The organism is Pseudomonas putida, assembly GCF_026625125.1.
GTDB lineage: Bacteria > Pseudomonadota > Gammaproteobacteria > Pseudomonadales > Pseudomonadaceae > Aquipseudomonas > Aquipseudomonas putida_X.
In genome coordinates, this window is record NZ_CP113097.1 from 201,076 (window position 1) to 220,385 (window position 19,310).

Annotated in this window: 15 protein-coding genes and 1 pseudogene; 11 read left to right on the forward strand and 5 right to left on the reverse strand. The window is 63.5% G+C overall.

Going from position 1 to position 19,310, the window contains the following annotated elements:
* Positions 1-8: 8 nt before the first annotated feature.
* The 4 genes from alr (at position 9) to OSW16_RS01005 (ending at position 4,278) form a co-directional block, all read left to right on the forward strand.
* Entirely contained in the window at positions 9-1,082 is a 1,074-nt protein-coding gene (gene alr, locus OSW16_RS00990) for an alanine racemase (protein WP_267820072.1), read from the forward strand.
* 110 nt (positions 1,083-1,192) lie between these two features.
* Positions 1,193-1,741: a cupin domain-containing protein gene (locus OSW16_RS00995; protein WP_241804949.1), complete on the forward strand. Its 549-nt coding sequence runs from the start codon at positions 1,193-1,195 to the stop codon at positions 1,739-1,741.
* A gap of 154 nt (positions 1,742-1,895) precedes the next feature.
* Positions 1,896-2,300 (forward strand): c-type cytochrome, encoded by a 405-nt coding sequence (locus OSW16_RS01000; protein ID WP_267824149.1) that lies wholly within the window; start codon positions 1,896-1,898, stop codon positions 2,298-2,300.
* A gap of 118 nt (positions 2,301-2,418) precedes the next feature.
* Positions 2,419-4,278, forward strand: a complete 1,860-nt coding sequence (locus OSW16_RS01005) for an acetyl-CoA hydrolase/transferase C-terminal domain-containing protein (RefSeq protein WP_267820074.1) — start codon at positions 2,419-2,421, stop codon at positions 4,276-4,278.
* Positions 4,279-4,359: 81 nt separating this feature from the next.
* Here the strand turns inward: OSW16_RS01005 and OSW16_RS01010 are convergent, their stop codons facing one another.
* Positions 4,360-4,932, reverse strand: coding sequence for a xanthine phosphoribosyltransferase (locus OSW16_RS01010; RefSeq protein WP_241804951.1), 573 nt, complete (start codon positions 4,930-4,932; stop codon positions 4,360-4,362).
* A gap of 63 nt (positions 4,933-4,995) precedes the next feature.
* Positions 4,996-7,005: a DNA helicase Rep gene (gene rep, locus OSW16_RS01015; protein ID WP_241804952.1), complete on the reverse strand. Its 2,010-nt coding sequence runs from the start codon at positions 7,003-7,005 to the stop codon at positions 4,996-4,998.
* A gap of 128 nt (positions 7,006-7,133) precedes the next feature.
* Between rep and OSW16_RS01020 the strand changes: the two genes are divergently transcribed.
* A complete protein-coding gene (locus OSW16_RS01020; RefSeq protein ID WP_267820077.1) occupies positions 7,134-7,346 on the forward strand; it encodes a hypothetical protein in 213 nt (70 codons plus the stop codon).
* Positions 7,303-8,970: a putative bifunctional diguanylate cyclase/phosphodiesterase gene (locus OSW16_RS01025; RefSeq protein ID WP_267820079.1), complete on the forward strand. Its 1,668-nt coding sequence runs from the start codon at positions 7,303-7,305 to the stop codon at positions 8,968-8,970. The genes OSW16_RS01020 and OSW16_RS01025 overlap by 44 nt, the downstream gene beginning before the upstream one ends.
* A 98-nt stretch (positions 8,971-9,068) precedes the next feature.
* On the opposite strand, the gene OSW16_RS01030 is transcribed toward OSW16_RS01025, so the two are convergent.
* Complete coding sequence (locus OSW16_RS01030) at positions 9,069-10,457, reverse strand: NorM family multidrug efflux MATE transporter (protein ID WP_241804954.1); 1,389 nt, start codon at positions 10,455-10,457, stop codon at positions 9,069-9,071.
* Positions 10,458-10,608: 151 nt separating this feature from the next.
* Between OSW16_RS01030 and OSW16_RS01035 the strand changes: the two genes are divergently transcribed.
* From OSW16_RS01035 to OSW16_RS26990, 3 genes and pseudogenes are all read left to right on the forward strand, one after another.
* A complete protein-coding gene (locus OSW16_RS01035) occupies positions 10,609-11,535 on the forward strand; it encodes a LysR substrate-binding domain-containing protein (protein WP_267820081.1) in 927 nt (308 codons plus the stop codon).
* A gap of 235 nt (positions 11,536-11,770) precedes the next feature.
* Positions 11,771-12,763, forward strand: a pseudogene (locus OSW16_RS26985) (Cache 3/Cache 2 fusion domain-containing protein); the annotation flags it as partial.
* Between the two features lie 219 nt (positions 12,764-12,982).
* A complete protein-coding gene (locus OSW16_RS26990) occupies positions 12,983-13,669 on the forward strand; it encodes a methyl-accepting chemotaxis protein (protein ID WP_418942223.1) in 687 nt (228 codons plus the stop codon).
* An 84-nt stretch (positions 13,670-13,753) separates the two neighbouring features.
* Here the strand turns inward: OSW16_RS26990 and OSW16_RS01045 are convergent, their stop codons facing one another.
* Both OSW16_RS01045 and OSW16_RS01050 read right to left on the reverse strand, forming a co-directional pair.
* Positions 13,754-15,148 carry a VOC family protein gene (locus tag OSW16_RS01045; protein ID WP_267820085.1) on the reverse strand — a complete coding sequence of 465 codons (1,395 nt, stop codon included), beginning with the start codon at positions 15,146-15,148 and terminating at the stop codon, positions 13,754-13,756.
* 131 nt (positions 15,149-15,279) lie between these two features.
* The gene (locus tag OSW16_RS01050; protein ID WP_241804958.1) at positions 15,280-16,170 is read right to left on the reverse strand and encodes a LysR family transcriptional regulator; all 891 of its coding nucleotides are present in this window, start codon (positions 16,168-16,170) and stop codon (positions 15,280-15,282) included.
* Positions 16,171-16,305: 135 nt separating this feature from the next.
* Here OSW16_RS01050 and OSW16_RS01055 point away from each other — a divergent pair, with 135 nt between their 5' ends.
* Positions 16,306-17,796 (forward strand): aldehyde dehydrogenase family protein, encoded by a 1,491-nt coding sequence (locus OSW16_RS01055; RefSeq protein ID WP_277818149.1) that lies wholly within the window; start codon positions 16,306-16,308, stop codon positions 17,794-17,796.
* A 146-nt stretch (positions 17,797-17,942) separates the two neighbouring features.
* Positions 17,943-19,229 (forward strand): NAD(P)/FAD-dependent oxidoreductase, encoded by a 1,287-nt coding sequence (locus OSW16_RS01060; protein ID WP_267820087.1) that lies wholly within the window; start codon positions 17,943-17,945, stop codon positions 19,227-19,229.
* Positions 19,230-19,310: the final 81 nt, after the last annotated feature.

The window sequence follows — 19,310 nt, forward strand, 5'->3', positions numbered from 1 at the left end:
CTGCCGCCATGCGTCCCGCCCGCGCCCTGATCGACCTCCAAGCCCTGCGTCACAACTACCGCCTTGCCCGTGAACTGACCGGCGCCAAAGCCCTCGCCGTGATCAAGGCCGACGCCTATGGCCACGGTGCCGTGCGTTGCGCCCTTGCACTGGAAGCCGAAGCCGATGGCTTTGCCGTGGCGTGCATCGAAGAGGCGCTGGAGTTGCGTGCGGCAGGCATCAAGGCGCCGATGCTGCTGCTCGAAGGCTTTTTCCAAGCCAGCGAGCTTTCCCTGATCGCCGAGCATGACCTGTGGTGCGTGGTGCACTCGCTGTGGCAGCTGGAGGCCATCGAAAATACCCCCGTGCATAAGCCATTGACCGTTTGGCTCAAGCTCGACAGCGGCATGCACCGTGTCGGCCTGCACCCCAAGGACTATCACGACGCTTACCAGCGCCTGCTGGCCAGCGGCAAGGTTGCGCGCATCGTGCTGATGAGCCATTTCGCCCGTGCCGATGAACTGGATGCCGACGCCACTGAGCAGCAGATTGCCGTGTTCGAGGCCGCCCGCCAGGGGCTGGCTGCCGAATGCAGCCTGCGCAACTCGCCCGGCGTGCTCGCCTGGCCTCATGCCCCCAGCGACTGGGTGCGCCCTGGCATCATGCTGTATGGCGCAACCCCGTTCGACGTGGCGCAAGCCCAGGCCGAGCGCCTGCAGCCGGTAATGACCCTGCAATCGCAGGTGATCAGCGTGCGGGAACTGCCCGCTGGCGAGCCCGTAGGCTATGGCGCCAAGTTCATCAGCCAACGCCCCACCCGGGTGGGTGTCGTTGCCATGGGCTATGCCGATGGCTACCCCCGCCAGGCCCCGACCGGTACCCCGGTGATGGTCGCCGGCAAGCGCAGCCAGCTGATTGGCCGGGTTTCCATGGACATGCTGTGCATCGACCTGACCGACGTGCCCGAAGCGACCATCGGCAGCCCGGTCGAGCTGTGGGGCAAGCACGTGTTGGCCAGTGACGTCGCCATGCACGCAGGGACCATCCCCTACCAGATCTTCTGCAACCTCAAACGCGTGCCACTGGACTACGTCGGCGAATGACACGCTGAAGCGGACAGCCTGAGGGGCGGTGTGTTGTAAATACTGAACGGCATTGCCATGATATCGTTCACATTCACCCCGCCATCTCACCGTTTCAGGAGGCTCCAGCTTTGGACGTCGGCGAACGACTGCAAGCCATCCGCAAGCTCAAGGGCCTGTCCCAGCGTGAACTCGCCAAGCGTGCGGGCGTGACCAACAGCACCATCTCGATGATCGAGAAGAACAGTGTGAGCCCCTCGATCAGTTCGCTGCGCAAGGTGCTCAGCGGCATTCCCATGTCCATGGTCGAGTTTTTCTCCGTGGAACTGGAAGCGCAAAGCCAGGCCCAGATTGTCTACAAGGCCCACGAGCTGATCGACATTTCCGACGGCGCGGTGACCATGAAGCTGGTAGGCAAGTCGCATCCCAACCGCGCGATCGCCTTTCTTACCGAGGTCTACCCGCCGGGTGCCGACACCGGAGCGGAGATGCTCACCCACGATGGCGAAGAGACCGGCATCCTCCTGGAGGGCCGGCTGGAACTGGTGGTAGGCACCGAGACCTTCATCCTCGAAGAAGGTGACAGCTACTACTTCGAAAGCACCCGCCCGCACCGTTTTCGCAACCCGTTCGATGAGCCGGCCCGACTGATCAGCGCGGCAACGCCCTCGAACTTTTGATCCAGCGCAGTGCATTGATTCGGCAATACCCCTTTCCTGAGTAGGGTCGTTTCACGGCTTGTGGGTTCCCGCTATACTTTTCAACGCTCGCATTACCGTGGCCGCGGGCGTGATTAGCCACCATGAGGGTGTTCGCGTGAACCAAATCAAGAAGATGCTGGCCGTACCAGCAGCCGTATTCGCCCTTTGGGCAATGAGCGCAACCGCTGCGACCAATGATGACATTGCCAAACGCCTCGAGCCGGTGGGTCAGGTGTGCGTCCAGGGCCAGGAATGCAAGGGCATGGAGGTGGCCGCTTCGGCTGGCGGTGGCGGTGCCAAGACACCGGATGAAGTCATCGCCAAGCATTGCAACGCCTGCCATGGCAGCGGCCTGCTCGGCGCGCCGAAAATTGGCGATACCGCCGCATGGAAAGAACGTGCCGACCACCAGGGCGGCCTCGATGGGATCCTTGCCAAGGCCATAACCGGCATCAATGCCATGCCCCCCAAGGGCACCTGCGCCGATTGCTCGGATGAAGACCTCAAGGCCGCCATCCAGAAGATGTCCGGGCTTTGAGCCAGCGTTGAATTGCCGATAGCCCGCCTTCCATGGCGGGCTTTGTCTTTGCGCAGGCAACGAACCGCTGTCGATTCCTGTCCAACCCCTGAACCTACGGAAGACTCAGGAGGCCAAGATGCACCTCTGCTCCATCGACCAGGCCGTCGAGCAGGTCTTGTCACGCTTGCCCGCCCACATTCACATGGGCCTGCCGCTGGGGCTTGGCAAACCCAATGCCTTCGTCAATGCGTTGTACGCCCGGGTGCGTGACCTGCCAGAGCGCCGCTTGACGATCTACACGGCTTTGTCGCTTGGCCGCCCACCCTTGGGCGACGGCCTGCAACGACGTTTCCTCGAGCCCTTCGTCGAGCGTGTGTTCGCCGATTACCAGGAACTCACCTACCTGGCCGACCTGCGCAACGACCAGCTGCCGCCGAACATCCGCGTCGAGCAGTTCTTCATGCAGCCCGGCGGCCTGCTACACAGTGATTGCGCGCAGCAAGACTACGTCAGCAGCAATTACAGCCACGCAGCCCGCGACATCAACGCCAAGGGCCTGAACCTGATCGCGCAATTGGTCGCCGCCACGCCGGAAAGGCCGGTGCACTTGAGCCTGGCCTGCAACCCCGACATCACCCTCGACCTGCTGCCGATGATCGCCAAGCGCCGCGAGGCCGGCGAAACCATCCTCATGCTCGGCCAGGTGCATGCCGAGCTGCCCTACATGCCAGGCGATTCGGAGTTGGGCATGGAGGCGTTCGACCTGCTGATCGATCAGGTGGAACAGCGTCGGCTGTTCTCCACACCGAACATGCCGGTAACCACCCAGGACCATTGTATCGGCCTGCACGCCAGCACCCTGGTGCGCGATGGCGGCACCCTGCAGATCGGCATTGGCGCCATGGGTGATGCCGTGACCGCTGCGTTGCTGGCGCGCCAAGGCGACAACCCTGGGTATCGGGCATTGATGGGTGAGCTGGATGTAGGGCCCTGGCACACCCTGATCGAGCGTGAGGGCGGGCTGGATGCGTTCGCCCAAGGCCTCTACGGGTGCAGTGAGATGTTCGTCAACGGCCTGCTGGCGCTGGCCGAAGCCGGGGTGGTGCGGCGCCCGGCTGACGAGCAAGGCGTGCTGGTACATGGCGGCTTCTTCCTTGGCCCGCAGGCGTTCTATCAACGCTTGCGGGAGATGCCACTGGAGCAGCGCGCGCAGTTTGCCATGACGCGTATCAGCTTCATCAACGAGCTGTATGGCCAGGAAGAACTGAAGCGCCGCCAGCGGCGTGATGCCCGCTTCATCAACACAGTGTTCACCATGACCCTGCTCGGCGCGGGGGTAGCCGACCAGCTGGAAAATGGCCGCGTGCTCAGCGGCGTGGGCGGGCAGTACAACTTCGTCGCACAGGGCCACGCGCTGGAGGGCGGGCGATCCATCCTGTTGCTGCGCAGTTGGCGTGAGGCGGGGGGCGAGGTCAGCTCCAACCTGCTCTGGGCCTACGGCCACTGCACCATCCCCCGGCACTTGCGTGACATCGTGGTGACCGAGTACGGCATCGCCGACTTGCGGGGGCAGACCGACAGCGAAGTGATCGCCCGGCTACTGGCAATCACCGACTCCAGATTCCAGGGCGAGCTGATCGAACAGGCCAAGCAGGCAGGCAAGCTCGCAAAAGACTTTCAACTCGATGCGCGGTTTACCGACAACACGCCTGAGCGACTTGAGCAGATCAGGGCGCGGCATGCACGGCTGTTCCCTGAGTACCCGTTGGGGACTGATTTCACTGCCGAGGAACGGGACTTGCTGCGGGCGCTGGGCTGGCTCAAAAGCAAGTTCAGGTTGAGCGAGGTGCTGGAGCTGGGCAAGGCAGCGCTGGATGCGCCGGGGCCGGAGGGGTATGCGGCGCAGTTGGCGCGCATGCAGCTCGATGAGCCGCGAGGGCTGAAAGAAGAGCTGTATCAGCGGTTGGTTTTGGCAGGGTTGGCGGCTACGCGATAATTACGGGCCTGCTTTGCAGCGGACTGCCGGCACGCCAGCTCCTTTGGGAGCCGGCTTGCCGACGATGAGGCCGGTACAGGCTCAATCGATGAAGCTGACCACGCCACCTTCCAGCGACTTCACCCGGGCCAGGGATTCAACGCGGTAACCTTGGCTATCCAGCTCGGCACGGCCACCCTGGAACGATTTCTCGATGACGATACCCAGGCCGGCAACGGTGGCACCGGCTTGCTTGATGATCGAGATCAGCGCCTGGGAGGCCTTGCCGTTGGCCAGGAAGTCATCGATCACCAGCACGCGGTCGCTGCTGTTGAGGTGGCGCGGGGAGATGGCCACGGTGTTTTCGGTCTGCTTGGTGAAGGAATACACCGAGGCCGTCAGCAGGTTTTCGGTCAGGGTCAGGGACTGATGCTTGCGCGCGAAGATCACCGGAACGCCCAGCTTCAGGCCAGTCATCACCGCCGGCGCAATGCCCGAGGCTTCGATGGTGACGATCTTGGTCACACCGGCATCGGCGTAAAGGCGAGCGAATTCGTCACCGATCAGCTGCATCAGCGCAGGGTCGATCTGGTGGTTGAGAAACGCATCGACTTTGAGAACCTGATCGGAAAGCACGATGCCTTCGTCGCGAATCTTCTGCTGCAGTGCTTCCACTGTGTATCTCCGATGTAGCAAAGGTGGCCGCAAAGAGCGGCAGAGTTAAAGAGTAATGGTTGATCAGCGTTTGAGCATTGCCCGGATATCGGCCAGTGCGTTGTTGCCACGCGCGGCTTTGACTTCCACTGGCGCATCGTCCAGGCCTTCCCAGGCCAGGTCGTCCGGCGGCAGTTCGTCGAGAAACCGGCTGGGCGTGCAGTCGATGATTTCGCCATACTGCTTGCGTTTGGCAGCGAAGGTGAAGGCCAGGGTCTGGCGGGCGCGGGTAATGCCCACGTAGGCCAGGCGGCGTTCCTCTTCGATGGTGTCGGCTTCGATGCTCGAGCGGTGGGGGAGGATTTCCTCCTCCATGCCCATGATGAACACGTACGGGAATTCCAGGCCTTTGGACGCGTGCAGGGTCATCATCTGCACCCCCTCGGCGTTTTCTTCCTCTTCCTGCTGACGCTCGAGCATGTCACGCAGCACCAGCTTGCCGATGGCGTCCTCGATGGTCATGTCACCCTCTTCGTCCTTCTCGAGGGTGTTCTTCAGTGCTTCTACCAGGAACCAGACGTTGCTGATGCGGAACTCGGCGGCTTTGTCGCTGGCCGTTTGCTGGCGAATCCAGTTTTCATAGTCGATGTCGCGGATCATCTCGTGCAGCGCTGCGATCGGGTCTTCCAGGGCGACTTTGTGGCGCACGCCGTCGAGCCAATGCTTGAAACGCTGCAGACGCTCGGTATAACGCGCGTCCAGATGCTCGCCCAAGCCCAGTTCTTCGCTGGCGGCATACATCGACACGCCCCGTTCGGTCGCGTAGTTGCCGAGCTTTTCCAGGGTGGTCGAGCCGATCTCGCGGCGCGGTACGTTGATCACCCGCAGGTAGGCGTTGTCGTCATCCGGGTTCACCAGCAAGCGCAGGTAGGCCATCAGGTCCTTGACTTCCTGGCGGCCGAAGAAGCTGTTGCCGCCCGACAGGCGATACGGCACCTGATGGTGCTGCAGTTTCAGCTCGATCAGCTTGGCCTGGTAGTTACCGCGGTAGAGGATGGCGAAGTCACTGTAAGGGCGGTTGGTGCGCAGGTGCAGGGTGAGGATTTCCATGGCCACACGCTCGGCCTCGGCGTCCTCATTCTTGCAGCGGATCACACGGATCTCGTCGCCCACGCCCATCTCGCTCCACAGCTGCTTCTCGAAGGCATGCGGGTTGTTGGCGATCAGCACGTTGGCGCAGCGCAGGATGCGGCTGGTGGAGCGGTAGTTCTGTTCGAGCATGACGATTTTCAGGGAAGGGTAGTCTTCCTTGAGCAGCATCAGGTTCTCGGGGCGCGCACCACGCCAGGCGTAGATCGACTGGTCATCGTCACCCACCACGGTGAACTGGTTGCGCATGCCGATCAGCATCTTCACCAGCAGATACTGGCTGGCGTTGGTGTCCTGGTATTCGTCCACCAGCAGGTAGCGCACGCGGTTCTGCCAGCGCTCCAGCACTTCGGGGTGCTCCTGGAACAGCTTGACCGGCTGCAGGATCAGGTCGTCGAAGTCCACCGCGTTGAACGCCTTGAGCGTGCGCTGGTAATGGGTGTAGACGATGGCGGCGGTCTGCTCGCGCGGGTTTCGCGCTTTTTCCAGGGCTTCGGCGGGCAGGATCAGGTCATTCTTCCAGGCACCGATCATGTTCTTGATCTCGTCGATGCCGTCGTCGCCGGAATACTCCTTCTGCATGATGTCCGACAGCAGCGCCTTGATATCCGACTCGTCGAAGATCGAAAAGCCCGGCTTGTAGCCCAGCTTGTCGTGCTCCTTGCGGATGATGTTCAGGCCCAGGTTGTGGAAGGTACACACCGTCAGGCCTCGGCCTTCCCCCGGGCGCAGCAGGGTGGCGACCCGCTCCTTCATCTCGCGCGCAGCCTTGTTGGTGAAGGTCATCGCGACGATGTACTGGGCACGGATGCCGCAGTTCTGGATCAGGTGGGCAATCTTGCGCGTGATCACGCTGGTCTTGCCGGAGCCTGCACCGGCGAGCACCAAAAGAGGGCCGCCGACGTAGTCACGGGCTTCCTGTTGCCTGGGATTGAGTCGGGACATGCTAGAAACCGGGGGTCGCCAGAAAATAGCCGCGCATTCTAACAGGCATGGGGCCATTGTGGCGCGACCGTCTGACGTCTGAGTCAGACTTTGTGTCGCGTATAGCATTAGTCAGGCTCATGCTATTCATGGAAAAAATCGTATTTGCTGGTTTAACCGCTTTCGAGCAGGATGCACGTCAAAATGTGTCGGGACGCACTGTGGGCAAGGATGTGTCTAAAAGTGAAAATCATTTTCATTTATCCAGTAGCATACCCGGCCACCCTTTTGCCACCGTCCTCGCTTTAAGGAGCCCGCTTGTCCACGCCTGTCGAACCTTTGCGTTTGCTGTTGTTGGCTGATGAGCCGGAATGGGCCGCCTTGTTGCGCGAATGCCTGCTGCCGCTGAACGGTACAGCGGTACTGCTGACTGCGCCCAACTGGGCTGCAGTGGACAGCCTGTTCAGCCAAGACCGCCAGGCCGTGATCCTGGCCACCCAGGCCCTGCAACCTGCGCCGGGGCGTTGCGAGCTGCCGACCATCTTGTTGCTGGACGAGGAGCCGCTGACCCCACCCACAGGCGTCAGCGACTGGCTGGTGCGCAGCCAGTTGAATACCGATGCGCTTCGCCGTTCCTTGCGCCACGTACGCGAACGTGGCGTGCTGGTGGCCACCTTGCAGCGCCTGGCCGAGCAGGACCCGCTGACGGGCATCGCCAACCGCCAGGGTTTCCAGGCCCTGCTGACCGCCCGGCTGGCTGAGAACGACGGGCGCGGAGTAGCCCTTGGGCACCTGGACCTGGACAACTTTCGTCATGTCAACGATGCCCTCGGCCACCAGGGTGGCGATCGGCTGATCCTGCAGGTGGTGTCACGCCTGAAGCAGCAACTGGCGGCCGGCGACCAGCTGGCGCGCCTGGGCAGTGATGAATTTGCCCTGCTGATCGACACCCGCCGCGACAACGGCCGCGCCGAACGCATCGCCGAATGCATCGTCGAAGCCCTGGCCGAGCCTTACTGGATCGACGGCGAAAGCCTGTTGCTTGGCTGCAGCCTGGGCCTTGCCCATGCCCGCGCGCAAAGCGGCGCCGACCCATTGATGTGGCATGCACATATCGCCATGCGCCAGGCCAAAAGCAGCCAGGGCTGTACCTTCCATGTGTTCAATGAGCGAATCAACCGCAACGCCCGCAGCCTCGCCGACCTGGAAGGCGAACTGCGCAGGGCCCTGCGTCGTGATGAGCTGGAGCTGCACTACCAGCCACGGCTGAACCTGGGCGATGGCAGCATCGTCGGCCTTGAGGCGCTGGTGCGCTGGCGTCATGCCGAGCGCGGCCTGTTGCCGCCGAGCGAGTTCGTGCCGTTGGCCGAGCAGAGCGGGTTGATCGTGCCGTTGGGCTACTGGGTTATCTCCCGTGCCCTGCGTGACATGCAGGCCTTGCGCGAGAGCGGCCTGGCCCCCCTGCACATGGCGGTCAACCTGAGTTTTCGCCAGTTCCAGGACAGCCAGCTGCTGGCGACCCTGAGCCGGCTGATCATCGAACATGGCGTCGACGCCCGCTGGCTGGAGTTCGAACTGACCGAAACGGCGGTGATGCGCCGCAATGAGCTGGTCCGCCAGACCATGGATGCTCTGGGGCGCCTTGGCGTGCGCTTCTCGCTCGACGATTTCGGCACCGGTTTCTCATCCTTCGTGCACCTGAACAGCCTGCCGATCACCTTGCTCAAGGTCGATCGCAGCTTTGTCGCCGAAATGGAGATGCGCGAGGAAAACCGCAAGCTGGTGCACGCGATGATCAACCTGGCGCACAATCTCAACCTCGAGGTAGTGGCCGAGGGCGTTGAAAGCCCTGAGCAGATGGCCTTGCTACGCGAGTTCGGCTGTGACCAGGTGCAGGGGTTTCTGGTCAGCAAGCCACTGCCGGTGGATGAGCTGGTGGCGTACCTGCGGCAGGCGTGTGAGCGCAAGCTGACGCAAGTGCTCTAGCGCCGTATCGCTGGCAAGCCAGCTCCCCGCGACTGCCTGGTTCTTCAGGTCTGTGTTTTACCTTAGGGAGCCGGCCTGCCGGCGATGTGGCCCAGCAGTCAGGCCGAAACAGCAGCCTGTGCACCCGCTCCCGCCTTGCCCAGCATCCGCTTCATCCGCCACTCAAAGGCCAGGGTCAGCGCCACCGAAGCACACGCCAGCCCCAATGCCAGCCCCCACCACACACCGACTGCACCGCCACCCAGGTTGAAGGTCAGCAACCACGCACTTGGCGCTCCGACCAGCCAGTAGCAGCAAAGGCCGATCAGGAAGGTGGTCTTGGCATCCTTCAACCCGCGGATCGAACCCATGGCGATGGTCTGCACACCATCGAACAGCTCGAACCAGGCCGCCACCATCAGCAAGCTCACTGCCAGCTGGTAGATCGGCGCAAACGCTGGATCATTACCATCGATGAACAGGCTCACCAGCATCTCCGGGCGCAGCCAGAACAGTGCCGCGAAGGCGAACATGATCAGCGCGCCAAAGCTGATGCCTACCCGCCCGGCACTGCGCGCCGCCGGCAGGTTGCCGGCACCGTAATACAGCCCTACGCGCATGGTCACCGCATACGAAAGCCCGGTCGGCACCATGAATGCGGTAGAAACGATCTGCAGGGCAATCTGGTGGGCCGCAAGCTCGGTGCTGCCAAGTACACCCATGCACAGCGCGGCAAACGCGAACAGGCCGACCTCCACCATGTAGGTGCCCCCGATCGGCAAGCCCAGGCGCCACAGCTCGCGCAAGGCCGGCAGCGAAGGGCGCGACAGGCCCTTGCGCAGCGGGTAGGCGGCATAGGCCGGGTGCCAGCGGATGTACAAGGCCAGCGCGATGGCCATGCCCATGGACACAACGGCGGTGACCAGGCCGATGCCCATCAGCCCAAGCTTGGGCAGGCCGAACATGCCTTCGATCAGCGCGACGTTGAACAGGTAGTTGAGCACCGTACCGATCAGGCTGATGACCATCACCGGGGTCGAGCGGCCCAAGGCGCTGGTGAAACCGCGCAGGGCCATGAAGGTCAGGTAGCCCGGCAGCGCCAGTGGCAAGAGGGTGAGGAATTCGGTGGCCGAGGCGACGTTTTCAGGCTGTTGGCCGAACAGCAGCAACACCGGTTTGAGGTTCCACAACGCCAGCGCGGCCACCAGCGCCAGCCCCCAGGCCAGCCACAAACCGTTTTGCGCCAGCCGGGTGGCGCCTTCGATGTCATTGGCGCCCTTGCGGATCGCCACCAGCGTGCCGACTGCAGCGATCACCCCCAGGCAGAAGATCGACACGAACGAATAGCTCGCAGCCCCCAGCCCACCGCCGGCCAAGGCCTGGGGGCTGATGCGGGCCATCATCAGGGTGTCGGTCAACACCATCAGCATGTGCGCCAACTGCGAGGCAACCAGCGGCCCGGCCAGGCGCAGCAAAGCCTTGAGTTCTTTAGTGGGCGCGACGTGCATGGGGGTGGTCCTTCTGACTCTGTGAGCGAGGGACGATTCTGAGGCTTCGGTCAACTTTGCACAAAAGGATAAAAACGATGATTGGCATGAGTTGAACTCATGCATATATGATTCCATGCATCCCCTTTCTGCCCCCGTATGCAGGTGCCATATGTCCCGTCAGCTGCCTGCGCTGTATGCGCTGCGCGCATTCGAAGCCGCCGCCCGGCTCAGCTCGTTCACCCGTGCCGGCCAGGAGCTGTCGATCACCCAGAGTGCGGTCAGCCGCCACATCCGTACCTTGGAGGAGCACTTTGCCTGTCGCCTGTTCATCCGCAGCGGCCGCAGCCTGCAATTGACCGAGGCCGCCCGGGTGCTGCTGCCCGGCGTGCGTGAGGGCTTTGCCGCGCTGGAGCGCGCGTGCGACACCTTGCGCGGTGAGGACGACATACTGCGCATGAAGGCGCCGTCGACGCTGACCATGCGCTGGCTGCTGGCGCGCCTGAGCCAGTTCCGGCACTTGCAGCCGGGCAATGAAGTGCAGTTGACCAGCGCCTGGATGGATGTCGACCACGTGGACTTCAACCAGGAACCTTTCGACTGCGCGGTATTGCTCAGTGATGGCGCTTTTCCGCCGGACTGGGAGGTACGCCGGCTGTTTTCCGAGCTACTGATCCCGGTGGGCGCACCCGACCTGCTCAAGGAAGGCCCTTTGGACGAGCGCAGGCTGGCCGGCATCGAGCTGTTGCACCCGACCCCCGACAAGCGTGACTGGCGAGAATGGCTGGAGCGCATGGGGCTGGCTGACAGCGTTTCACTCAAGGGTGGGCAGGTGTTCGACACCTTGGAGCTGGGGATGATTGCGGCGGCGCGTGGCTACGGGATATCCATGGGTGACCTGCTGATGGTCGCCGAGGATGTTGCGCAGGGTCGTTTGAGCCTGCCATGGCCGACGGCGGTGCCCAGTGGCATGGATTACTACCTGGTCTGGCCGAGAACCCGGCCGGGTGGGGAGCGGTTGCGGCGGTTGAGTGTATTTCTGCAGGAAGAGGCCGCGGCGGTGAGCCTGCCGGCTGTGCAAATACTGCCGGCCGTCTGATTGCCTGCGCCGGCTCTATTGCCGGCAGTCCAGCCGGTGGGGGCCAGCTTGCCAGTGATTAGCGCCGCTGCAGCAGTGGAAAACGTTTGCGAATATCCCGGCCCGACACTCAAGTATTCGCCAGCGACGCCGATCTAGTTGCACCAGCGTCCCGGAAGAGGGCGCGACTCTCCGTTGATAACAGCAGGTGGTCGGGGTGATCAGGATGATCCGGGCCGCCTGCCAGGAGCTCCCCATGTCTCAACCGCGTGCCCGAATCGCCTCGCAGCTTGGTATCGCTCTCGCCATCGTGCTGGCGCTGGTGATTACCGGCAGTACCTTGTTCGCCCTGCGTTCCCTGGACGACGCCAACCTCATCACTCGCCAGGAACACCTGGCCAGCGAGGCGCGGCTGTTGGCCGACCAGCTCGACACTTTCCATGGTTCGCTCAAGGACAACACCCAGCGCCTGAGCGGCCTGTTCGAGCGCCGCTTCGCTTCGGGGCTGTCGCTGCATGCCGGTGAAACCGTGCAGGTGGCCGGCCAGCCCACACCGGCGCTGTACCTGGGTGATCAACTGCTCAACAACGACTTCCACCAGGTCGATGAATTTCAGCAGCTGACCGCAGGTGTAGCGACCCTGTTCGTGCGCAGTGGCGACGACCTCGTACGCATCAGCACCAACCTGAAGAAACAGGATGGCAGCCGGGCCATCGGCACCCAGCTCGACCGCCAGCACCCGGCCTACGCAAAACTGATGGCGGGGCAGACTTATGTCGGCCGTGCCCTGCTGTTCGAGCGCAACTACATGACCCGTTATGTGCCAGTGACCGATGGCAGCGGGCGGGTGATCGCGGTGCTGTTCGTTGGCTTTGACTATACCGACGCGCAAAACGCGCAGTTCGCCAACCTCAAGCGCTTCCGGATTGGCGATACCGGGTCGCTGGCCTTGCGCGACGAGCAAGGCAAGTGGCTGGTACCCCCAGCCAATGCCGACCAGCCTCTGTACAGCGCTTCTGCACCCTTTGCCGAAGGCCCCTGGACGGTAGTCGCCAGCATGCCCCTGGAGGAGATCCGTGCGGTGACCTGGAGCGTTGGCTTGCGCCTGGCCATCGGCAGTTTGCTGGCAATGCTGCTGGCAGTGGCCGCCACGCTGTGGCTGTTGCGCCGCAAGTTGCGCCCGTTGGATGACCTGGTGCGCCAGGCCGAGGCGCTGGGCGCAGGCGACCTGAGCGCGCGCCTGGCCGTGACCAGCCATGACGAGATCGGCCAACTGGCACGCAGCTTCAACAAGATGGGCGAAGCGTTGGCGACCATGGTCGAACACATTCGCGGGGCTTCCGAGCAAGTCAGCAGCCGTGCCCGCTCGCTGTCTGGCCTGTCGGCCGGTGCCTGCGAAGGCATGGACCAGCAGTCCGGCGAAATCACCAGCATGGCCGGTGCGGTAGAGGAGTTCAGCGCTACCTCGATGAACATCGCTGACAACATGGCGGGCACCGAGCGCATGGCCCGTGACAATGCCCAGCAGACCCGCATCGGCCGTAGCGCGATGGATGAAGCGTCGAGTTCGTTGCGCCAGATCGCCGAGGCCCTGGGTGGCACTGCAACGGTGATGGACACACTGGGTGCACGCTCCCAGGAAATCGGTGGCATTGTTGGGGTGATTACCGCCATTGCCGAACAGACCAACCTGTTGGCGCTCAACGCGGCCATCGAAGCGGCGCGGGCGGGCGAGCAGGGCCGTGGATTTGCCGTGGTGGCTGACGAGGTTCGTGGCCTGGCGGCGCGTACGCGTCAAGCGACGGATGAAATCTCCGGGATGATCGCCAGTATCCAGCAGCAGACCGGCCATGCCATCAGCACCCTGGAGCAGGGCAACCAGCTGATGCAGGAAGGCCTGACACGCAACGACAAGGTGGCTGAAGCGCTGGCGCGTATTGACGAGCAAAGCCGCGTCGCGGGTGAGCAGTTCACGGTGATCAGCACTGCCACCCAGGAGCAAAGCAGCACCGCAACGGTGCTAAGCCGTAACCTGCAGAGCATTGCCCAAGCCAACAGCGAACAGCGTGACGTGGCCAATGAGCTGGCCTTTACCGCCAAGGAGCTGGAAGGGTTGGCGGCGCAGTTGCGCCAGGAAGTCGACCGGTTTCGTTGAGTAAACCGGGGCCGCGCCTGCGGATCTTCGTAGGCGCGGCCTTGGTCGCCAAAGGGCGCACCGCGCCCCCAGCAATCCTGAGGCTTACACCAACTCCAGGTTCAATGCCTGCGCACAAGCCTGCACCGAGCGCTGCTCAGTCTGCGCGTACAGCGCCAGCTCATCCAGTACCTGCAGCCCCAATGCCGCTTCGAAGGCCTCGCGGTTGGCGTTGCTGCCATACTCGGCCTGGGCATCGTCACCCAGGTTGGACTGGAAGATCCCCGCCGCGCTCACTGGCAGGAAGTCTTCGTAGACCAGCGCCTCGAAGTGCACATGGCCGGCCTCGATCAAGCCCTGCAGAGTGGTCGGGCGCTCAGCCTGCTCGCGTGCGGCCATGCCCTTCTCGGTCGCGAAATAGCGGAAGTACGCCAGCCCTTGCTCACGCATCTGTGCCAGGTCATCCGGAAACGCGGCAAAGTGCTCTTTCAGCAGTGCCATGTAGCGCTCGGCATTGGCCTCTGCCGGTGCGCCGCCCAAGGCTGCACGGGTAGCGTCGAGCAGCGTGTCATACAGCTGCCGGCCTTTGGGCGTGAGTGCCGCGCCGCGCTGCTCGATCTCGCCGAAACGTGCGGTGTGGCTGCCTTCGCTACCGTGCTGGTCCCTGAACGCAACCTTCTCCTGCAGAGCCTTGAAGCTGGTCTGGCGCAGCAGGATTGGGTGGCGGCGAGTGGGCGGGCCTTCGACAACGGCTTTGGGCGGGATACCTTTGGCCGGCATGCCCAACTGGATCGCATCGATGTCCAGGGTGCGCGGGGTCAGGTGATTGATGTGCGGGCCCTTGAACGCCACCACGTCAGCGATCAGGCGGTGCTGGTCGTGTAACTGCTGGTACTGCTCGGCGGTAACCGTAGCCTCCTGGTGCCAGCGGAAGGTGTGCAGGGCCTCCTGCACGAACGCCTCGGCGTCGGTCGCGTTCAGGCCGCCATCGCGCTCGCACTGGGTGATCAGCTCAAGGGCGCGGGCGGTGAAGATCTTGCGTTTGGCCAGGAGGCTCTGTGCCAACTCACGCAGTGCGGGATCGTCGATCAGTTCCAGGCGCAGCAGCGAGGTGAAGACGCGGAACGGGCTGATGTGCAGTGCCTGTTCGTGCACGGCGCGAAACGCGGTGGAGTGCACGGGCACGCCTGCGCTGCTGAGGTCGTAGTACCCAACCGGCTGCATGCCCATCACCGCGAACAACCGGGCGATGGTGGCCAGCTCTTGTGCTGTGCCGACCCGGATGGCGCCGTGGCGCTCCTGGTCCAGGCGCTCCACCTCGCCGGTCCAGCGCAGCGCCTGGGCCACCTCAGGCTGCTGGGCCATGACCTGCTGGTTGATTTCGCTCACCAGCGCCAGCAGCGTGCCGTACAGCGGCACTTCCTGTTTGTACATGAGCGACATGGCGGCAGAGAACTGCGCGCGGATGCTGTCGGGGCTGACGAAATCGTGGGCGGGCATCGCTAGCTTCCTGGTTGGGTTCGGACGCTTACATGAAAGCTGGGAATGCACTATGGCCACAAGCGAAAAAAAGTGGCTGTGTCATTCCTTTTTTGATCGACCTTCGAGGCCTTTCGCCGCAATGGCGATTCTCAAGCCTGCAACTGCTCCAGAACCCATTGCGCCAACGCCCGCACCTTCGGCACCTCTGCCGCATGCTCGGCATAAGCCAGGTAATGCGCCCCGGTACTGTTCATCGCATGGTTCCAAGCAATCACCAGGCTGCCTTCGCTCAACTCCTTGGCCACCAGGTAGCGCGGTACCAGCGCTACCCCGCAGCCCGCCTGGGCCGCACTCAGCGCCATGTAGAAGGTATCGAACCGTGGCCCGTGGTAGGCGCTGACGCTGTGCAGCCCCAGCTCCAGGAACCACTCGTGCCAGGCTTCGGGCCGCGACGTGCTTTGCAGCAGCACCAGCTCCGCCAGCTCGGCCGCATCCCCCAGTTCACGCCCGGCCAGCAGCTCCGGAGCGCACACCGGCACCACTTGCTCGCGGAACAATTCGATGCAGGTCGCCCCCGGCCAGGTGCCTTGGCCATAGAAAAACACCACATCCGCCGAGCCCTGCAGCAAGGCGAAAGGCTCCATCTCGTTACGGATGTCCAGATGGATGTTGCTGTGGCGCTTGCCGAAGCCTTTGAGGTGCGGGATCAACCAACGCACGCCAAAACTCGGTTGAGTGGCTACCTTCAATATCTCGGTCTGCTCGCCATAGGTCAGCACGTAGCGGCTGGACATGTCCACCTGGGTGAGGATCTTGTTGACCTCGGCCAGGTACAGACTGCCAGCGGGGGTTAGTTGCAGGCGCCGGCGGATACGCAGGAACAGGTGGTGGCGCAGCATCTCTTCGAGCTGTGCGACCTGCTTGCTGACCGCGCTCTGGGTCAGGTGCAGCTCTTCGGCGGCACGGGTAAAGCTCAAGTGGCGGGCTGCAGCTTCGAAGCACTGCAGGGCGGTCATGGAAGGCACGAGGCGTTTGGACATAGCGGTCTCTGCAGCTCAAATCATTACCTGACGGAATGATATGCGGAATAAAGGTCGTTTGTTGCACTGGTGTGATCGGATTAATACTGATCCACATCATTTTTCCACCCCATCACCCGATGTAGGAGAAGCACAATGGTTGCTGGATTGCTCGAGCGCCTTGGCGTTGCCGCCACGGCTTACACCCAGGGCGACTACCCTGTTCACACCCCGATCGACGGTAGCCAGATCGCCTCGGTGAAACTGCTTGGCAAGGCCGAGACCACCGCCCGCATCGACCAGGCGCAGAGTGCCTTCCAAGCCTGGCGCAGCGTGCCGGCCCCGCGCCGTGGCGAACTGGTGCGCCTGTTCGGTGAAGTGCTGCGTGAACACAAGGCCGACCTGGGCGAACTGGTGTCGATCGAAGCCGGCAAGATCACTCAGGAAGGCCTGGGTGAAGTCCAGGAAATGATCGACATCTGCGATTTCGCCGTTGGCCTGTCGCGTCAGCTGTACGGCCTGACCATCGCATCGGAGCGCCCTGGCCACCACATGCGTGAGAGCTGGCACCCGCTGGGCGTGGTCGGCGTGATCAGCGCCTTCAACTTCCCGGTGGCCGTGTGGGCCTGGAACACCGCGCTGGCCCTGGTGGCCGGTAACGCGGTGGTGTGGAAGCCTTCGGAGAAGACCCCGCTGACCGCACTGGCCTGCCAGGCACTGTTCGAAAAAGCCCTGAAAGCTTTTGGCGATGCCCCGGCTGGCCTGGCACAACTGGTCATCGGTGGCCGCGAAGCGGGCGAAGCCTTGGTCGACGACCCACGCGTGCCGCTGGTCAGCGCCACCGGCAGCACCCGCATGGGCCGTGAAGTCGGCCCGCGCGTTGCTGCCCGTTTCGGCCGCAGCATCCTGGAGCTGGGCGGTAACAATGCCATGATCCTGGCACCGAGCGCCGATCTGGATCTGGCCGTGCGTGGCATTCTGTTCTCCGCTGTGGGCACCGCCGGCCAGCGCTGCACCACCCTGCGCCGCCTGATCGTGCACCGCTCTATCAAGGACGAAGTGGTTGCCCGTGTGAAAGCCGCCTATGCCAAGGTGCGTATCGGCGACCCGCGCAAGGACAACCTGGTGGGCCCACTGATCGACAAATTGTCGTTCGACGCCATGCAGGGCGCGCTGGCCAAGGCCCGCGACGAGGGTGGCCAGGTATTCGGTGGCGAGCGCCAGCTGGCCGACCAGTTCCCTAACGCCTACTACGTGTCGCCAGCCATCGCCGAGATGCCCGCGCAGAGCGACGTGGTGCGCCACGAAACCTTCGCACCGATCCTCTACGTACTGGCCTACGATGACTTCGAAGAGGCCCTGCGCCTGAACAACGAAGTACCGCAAGGCCTGTCGTCGTGCATCTTCACCACCGACATCCGTGAGGCCGAGCGCTTCCAGAGCGCCTCGGGCAGCGACTGCGGTATCGCCAACGTCAACATCGGCACCAGCGGCGCCGAAATTGGCGGCGCCTTCGGTGGCGAGAAGGAAACCGGCGGCGGTCGTGAGTCGGGTTCCGACGCCTGGAAAGGCTACATGCGTCGCCAGACCAACACCGTGAACTACTCGCGTGAGCTGCCGCTGGCGCAGGGTATCGTGTTCGACTGATGCTGCATGGCCGGGGGCTTTGCCCCCGGTTCGCCGGCAAGCCGGCTCCCAGTGATCGTGCGGGCGATGCGATCCTTGTGGACGCCGGCTTGCCAGCGATGGGTCGCGCAGCGGCCCCAACAAGAACAATAGTGCTGGAGCCGGCCATGTCCGAACTGCGTCAACAATGCTTGTGGGAACACGTCAGCCAACCTACCGTCGCCGCTCAGGCCCTGGCCGGTGAACACAAGGCCGACGTCTGCGTCATCGGCGCCGGCATCACCGGCCTGTCGGCGGCCATCCACCTGCTCGAACAGGGCAAGTCGGTGATCCTGCTGGAGGCCTGGAAGATCGGCCACGGCGGCTCCGGACGTAACGTAGGCCTGGTCAACGCTGGCACCTGGATCCGCCCTGACGATGTCGAGGCAACGTTGGGCCAGAAGCAGGGCAGCCGCTTGAACAAAGTGCTCGGCGAGGCGCCAGGCGAGGTTTTCGCCATGATCGAACGCCTCGGCATCGATTGCCAGGCGCAGCACAAAGGCACCCTGCACATGGCGCACAACGCCACCGGCATCGCCGACCTCGAAGCGCGCCATGAGCAATGGCGCCGACGCGGCGCCGATGTGCAGCTGCTGACCGGCGCCCAGTGCCAGGAGTACTGCGGCACCGACAAGATTTCCGCTGCGCTGCTCGACCGCCGCGCCGGCACCATCAACCCCATGGGGTATACCCAAGGCCTGGCCGCGGCGGTTGCGCGCCTGGGCGGCAAGTTGTTCCAGCAATCGGCCGTGGAAGGCCTGGAGCGCGAAGGCGATGCCTGGCGGGTCAAGACTGCCCGCGGTTCGGTGCGCGCCGAGAAGGTGGTGATCTCGACCGGCGCCTACACCGAGGGTGATTGGAGCAACCTGCAGAAGCAGTTCTTCCGTGGCTACTACTACCAGGTCGCTTCCAAGCCGCTGCACGGTGCTGCTGCCGACAAGGTTCTGCCACATGGCCAAGGCTCGTGGGACACCCGCACGGTGCTCAGCAGCATCCGCCGCGACGACCAGGGCCGCCTGCTGCTTGGCAGCCTTGGACGGGTAGATAACAAACCTGCATGGTTCGTGCGCAGTTGGGCTGACCGCATCCAGAGCCATTACTACCCTGAGCTGGGCAAGGTCGAGTGGGAGATGCACTGGACCGGCTGCATCGACTTCACCCCTGACCACCTGATGCGCCTGTTCGAGCCGGCGCCGGGGTTGGTTGCGGTGACGGGCTACAACGGGCGCGGCAATACCACCGGCACGGTGATTGGCCGGGCGTTCGCCGAGTTTCTGCTCAAGGGTGAGGCGGACAGCCTGCCGATCCCGTTCTCGCCGATGACCGGGGTGAGTGCGCCATCGTTGCGCACCGCGTTCTACGAGTCCGGGTTCTCGCTGTACCACGCGGGGCAGTGTTTGCGGGTAGTGCTGTAGGTGTTTGTACCGGCCCTATCGCCGGCAAGCCGGCTCCCGCAGGGTTCTGCGGCGCTGCGGATGGCGCAGGTGGCACAGACT

Excerpts from the sequence above, each read along its gene's own strand:
- OSW16_RS01030 (WP_241804954.1), bottom strand. The coding sequence starts at position 10,457 with ATGCACGTCGCGCCCACTAAAGAACTCAAGGCTTTGCTGCGCCTGGCC.
- OSW16_RS01055 (WP_277818149.1), top strand. The coding sequence starts at position 16,306 with ATGGTTGCTGGATTGCTCGAGCGCCTTGGCGTTGCCGCCACGGCTTAC.
- OSW16_RS01035 (WP_267820081.1), top strand. The coding sequence starts at position 10,609 with ATGTCCCGTCAGCTGCCTGCGCTGTATGCGCTGCGCGCATTCGAAGCC.
- OSW16_RS01050 (WP_241804958.1), bottom strand. The coding sequence starts at position 16,170 with ATGTCCAAACGCCTCGTGCCTTCCATGACCGCCCTGCAGTGCTTCGAA.
- OSW16_RS01060 (WP_267820087.1), top strand. The coding sequence starts at position 17,943 with ATGTCCGAACTGCGTCAACAATGCTTGTGGGAACACGTCAGCCAACCT.
- rep (WP_241804952.1), bottom strand. The coding sequence starts at position 7,005 with ATGTCCCGACTCAATCCCAGGCAACAGGAAGCCCGTGACTACGTCGGC.
- OSW16_RS01020 (WP_267820077.1), top strand. The coding sequence starts at position 7,134 with ATGGAAAAAATCGTATTTGCTGGTTTAACCGCTTTCGAGCAGGATGCA.
- OSW16_RS01005 (WP_267820074.1), top strand. The coding sequence starts at position 2,419 with ATGCACCTCTGCTCCATCGACCAGGCCGTCGAGCAGGTCTTGTCACGC.
- OSW16_RS26990 (WP_418942223.1), top strand. The coding sequence starts at position 12,983 with ATGAACATCGCTGACAACATGGCGGGCACCGAGCGCATGGCCCGTGAC.
- alr (WP_267820072.1), top strand. The coding sequence starts at position 9 with ATGCGTCCCGCCCGCGCCCTGATCGACCTCCAAGCCCTGCGTCACAAC.
- OSW16_RS01045 (WP_267820085.1), bottom strand. The coding sequence starts at position 15,148 with ATGCCCGCCCACGATTTCGTCAGCCCCGACAGCATCCGCGCGCAGTTC.
- OSW16_RS01000 (WP_267824149.1), top strand. The coding sequence starts at position 1,896 with ATGCTGGCCGTACCAGCAGCCGTATTCGCCCTTTGGGCAATGAGCGCA.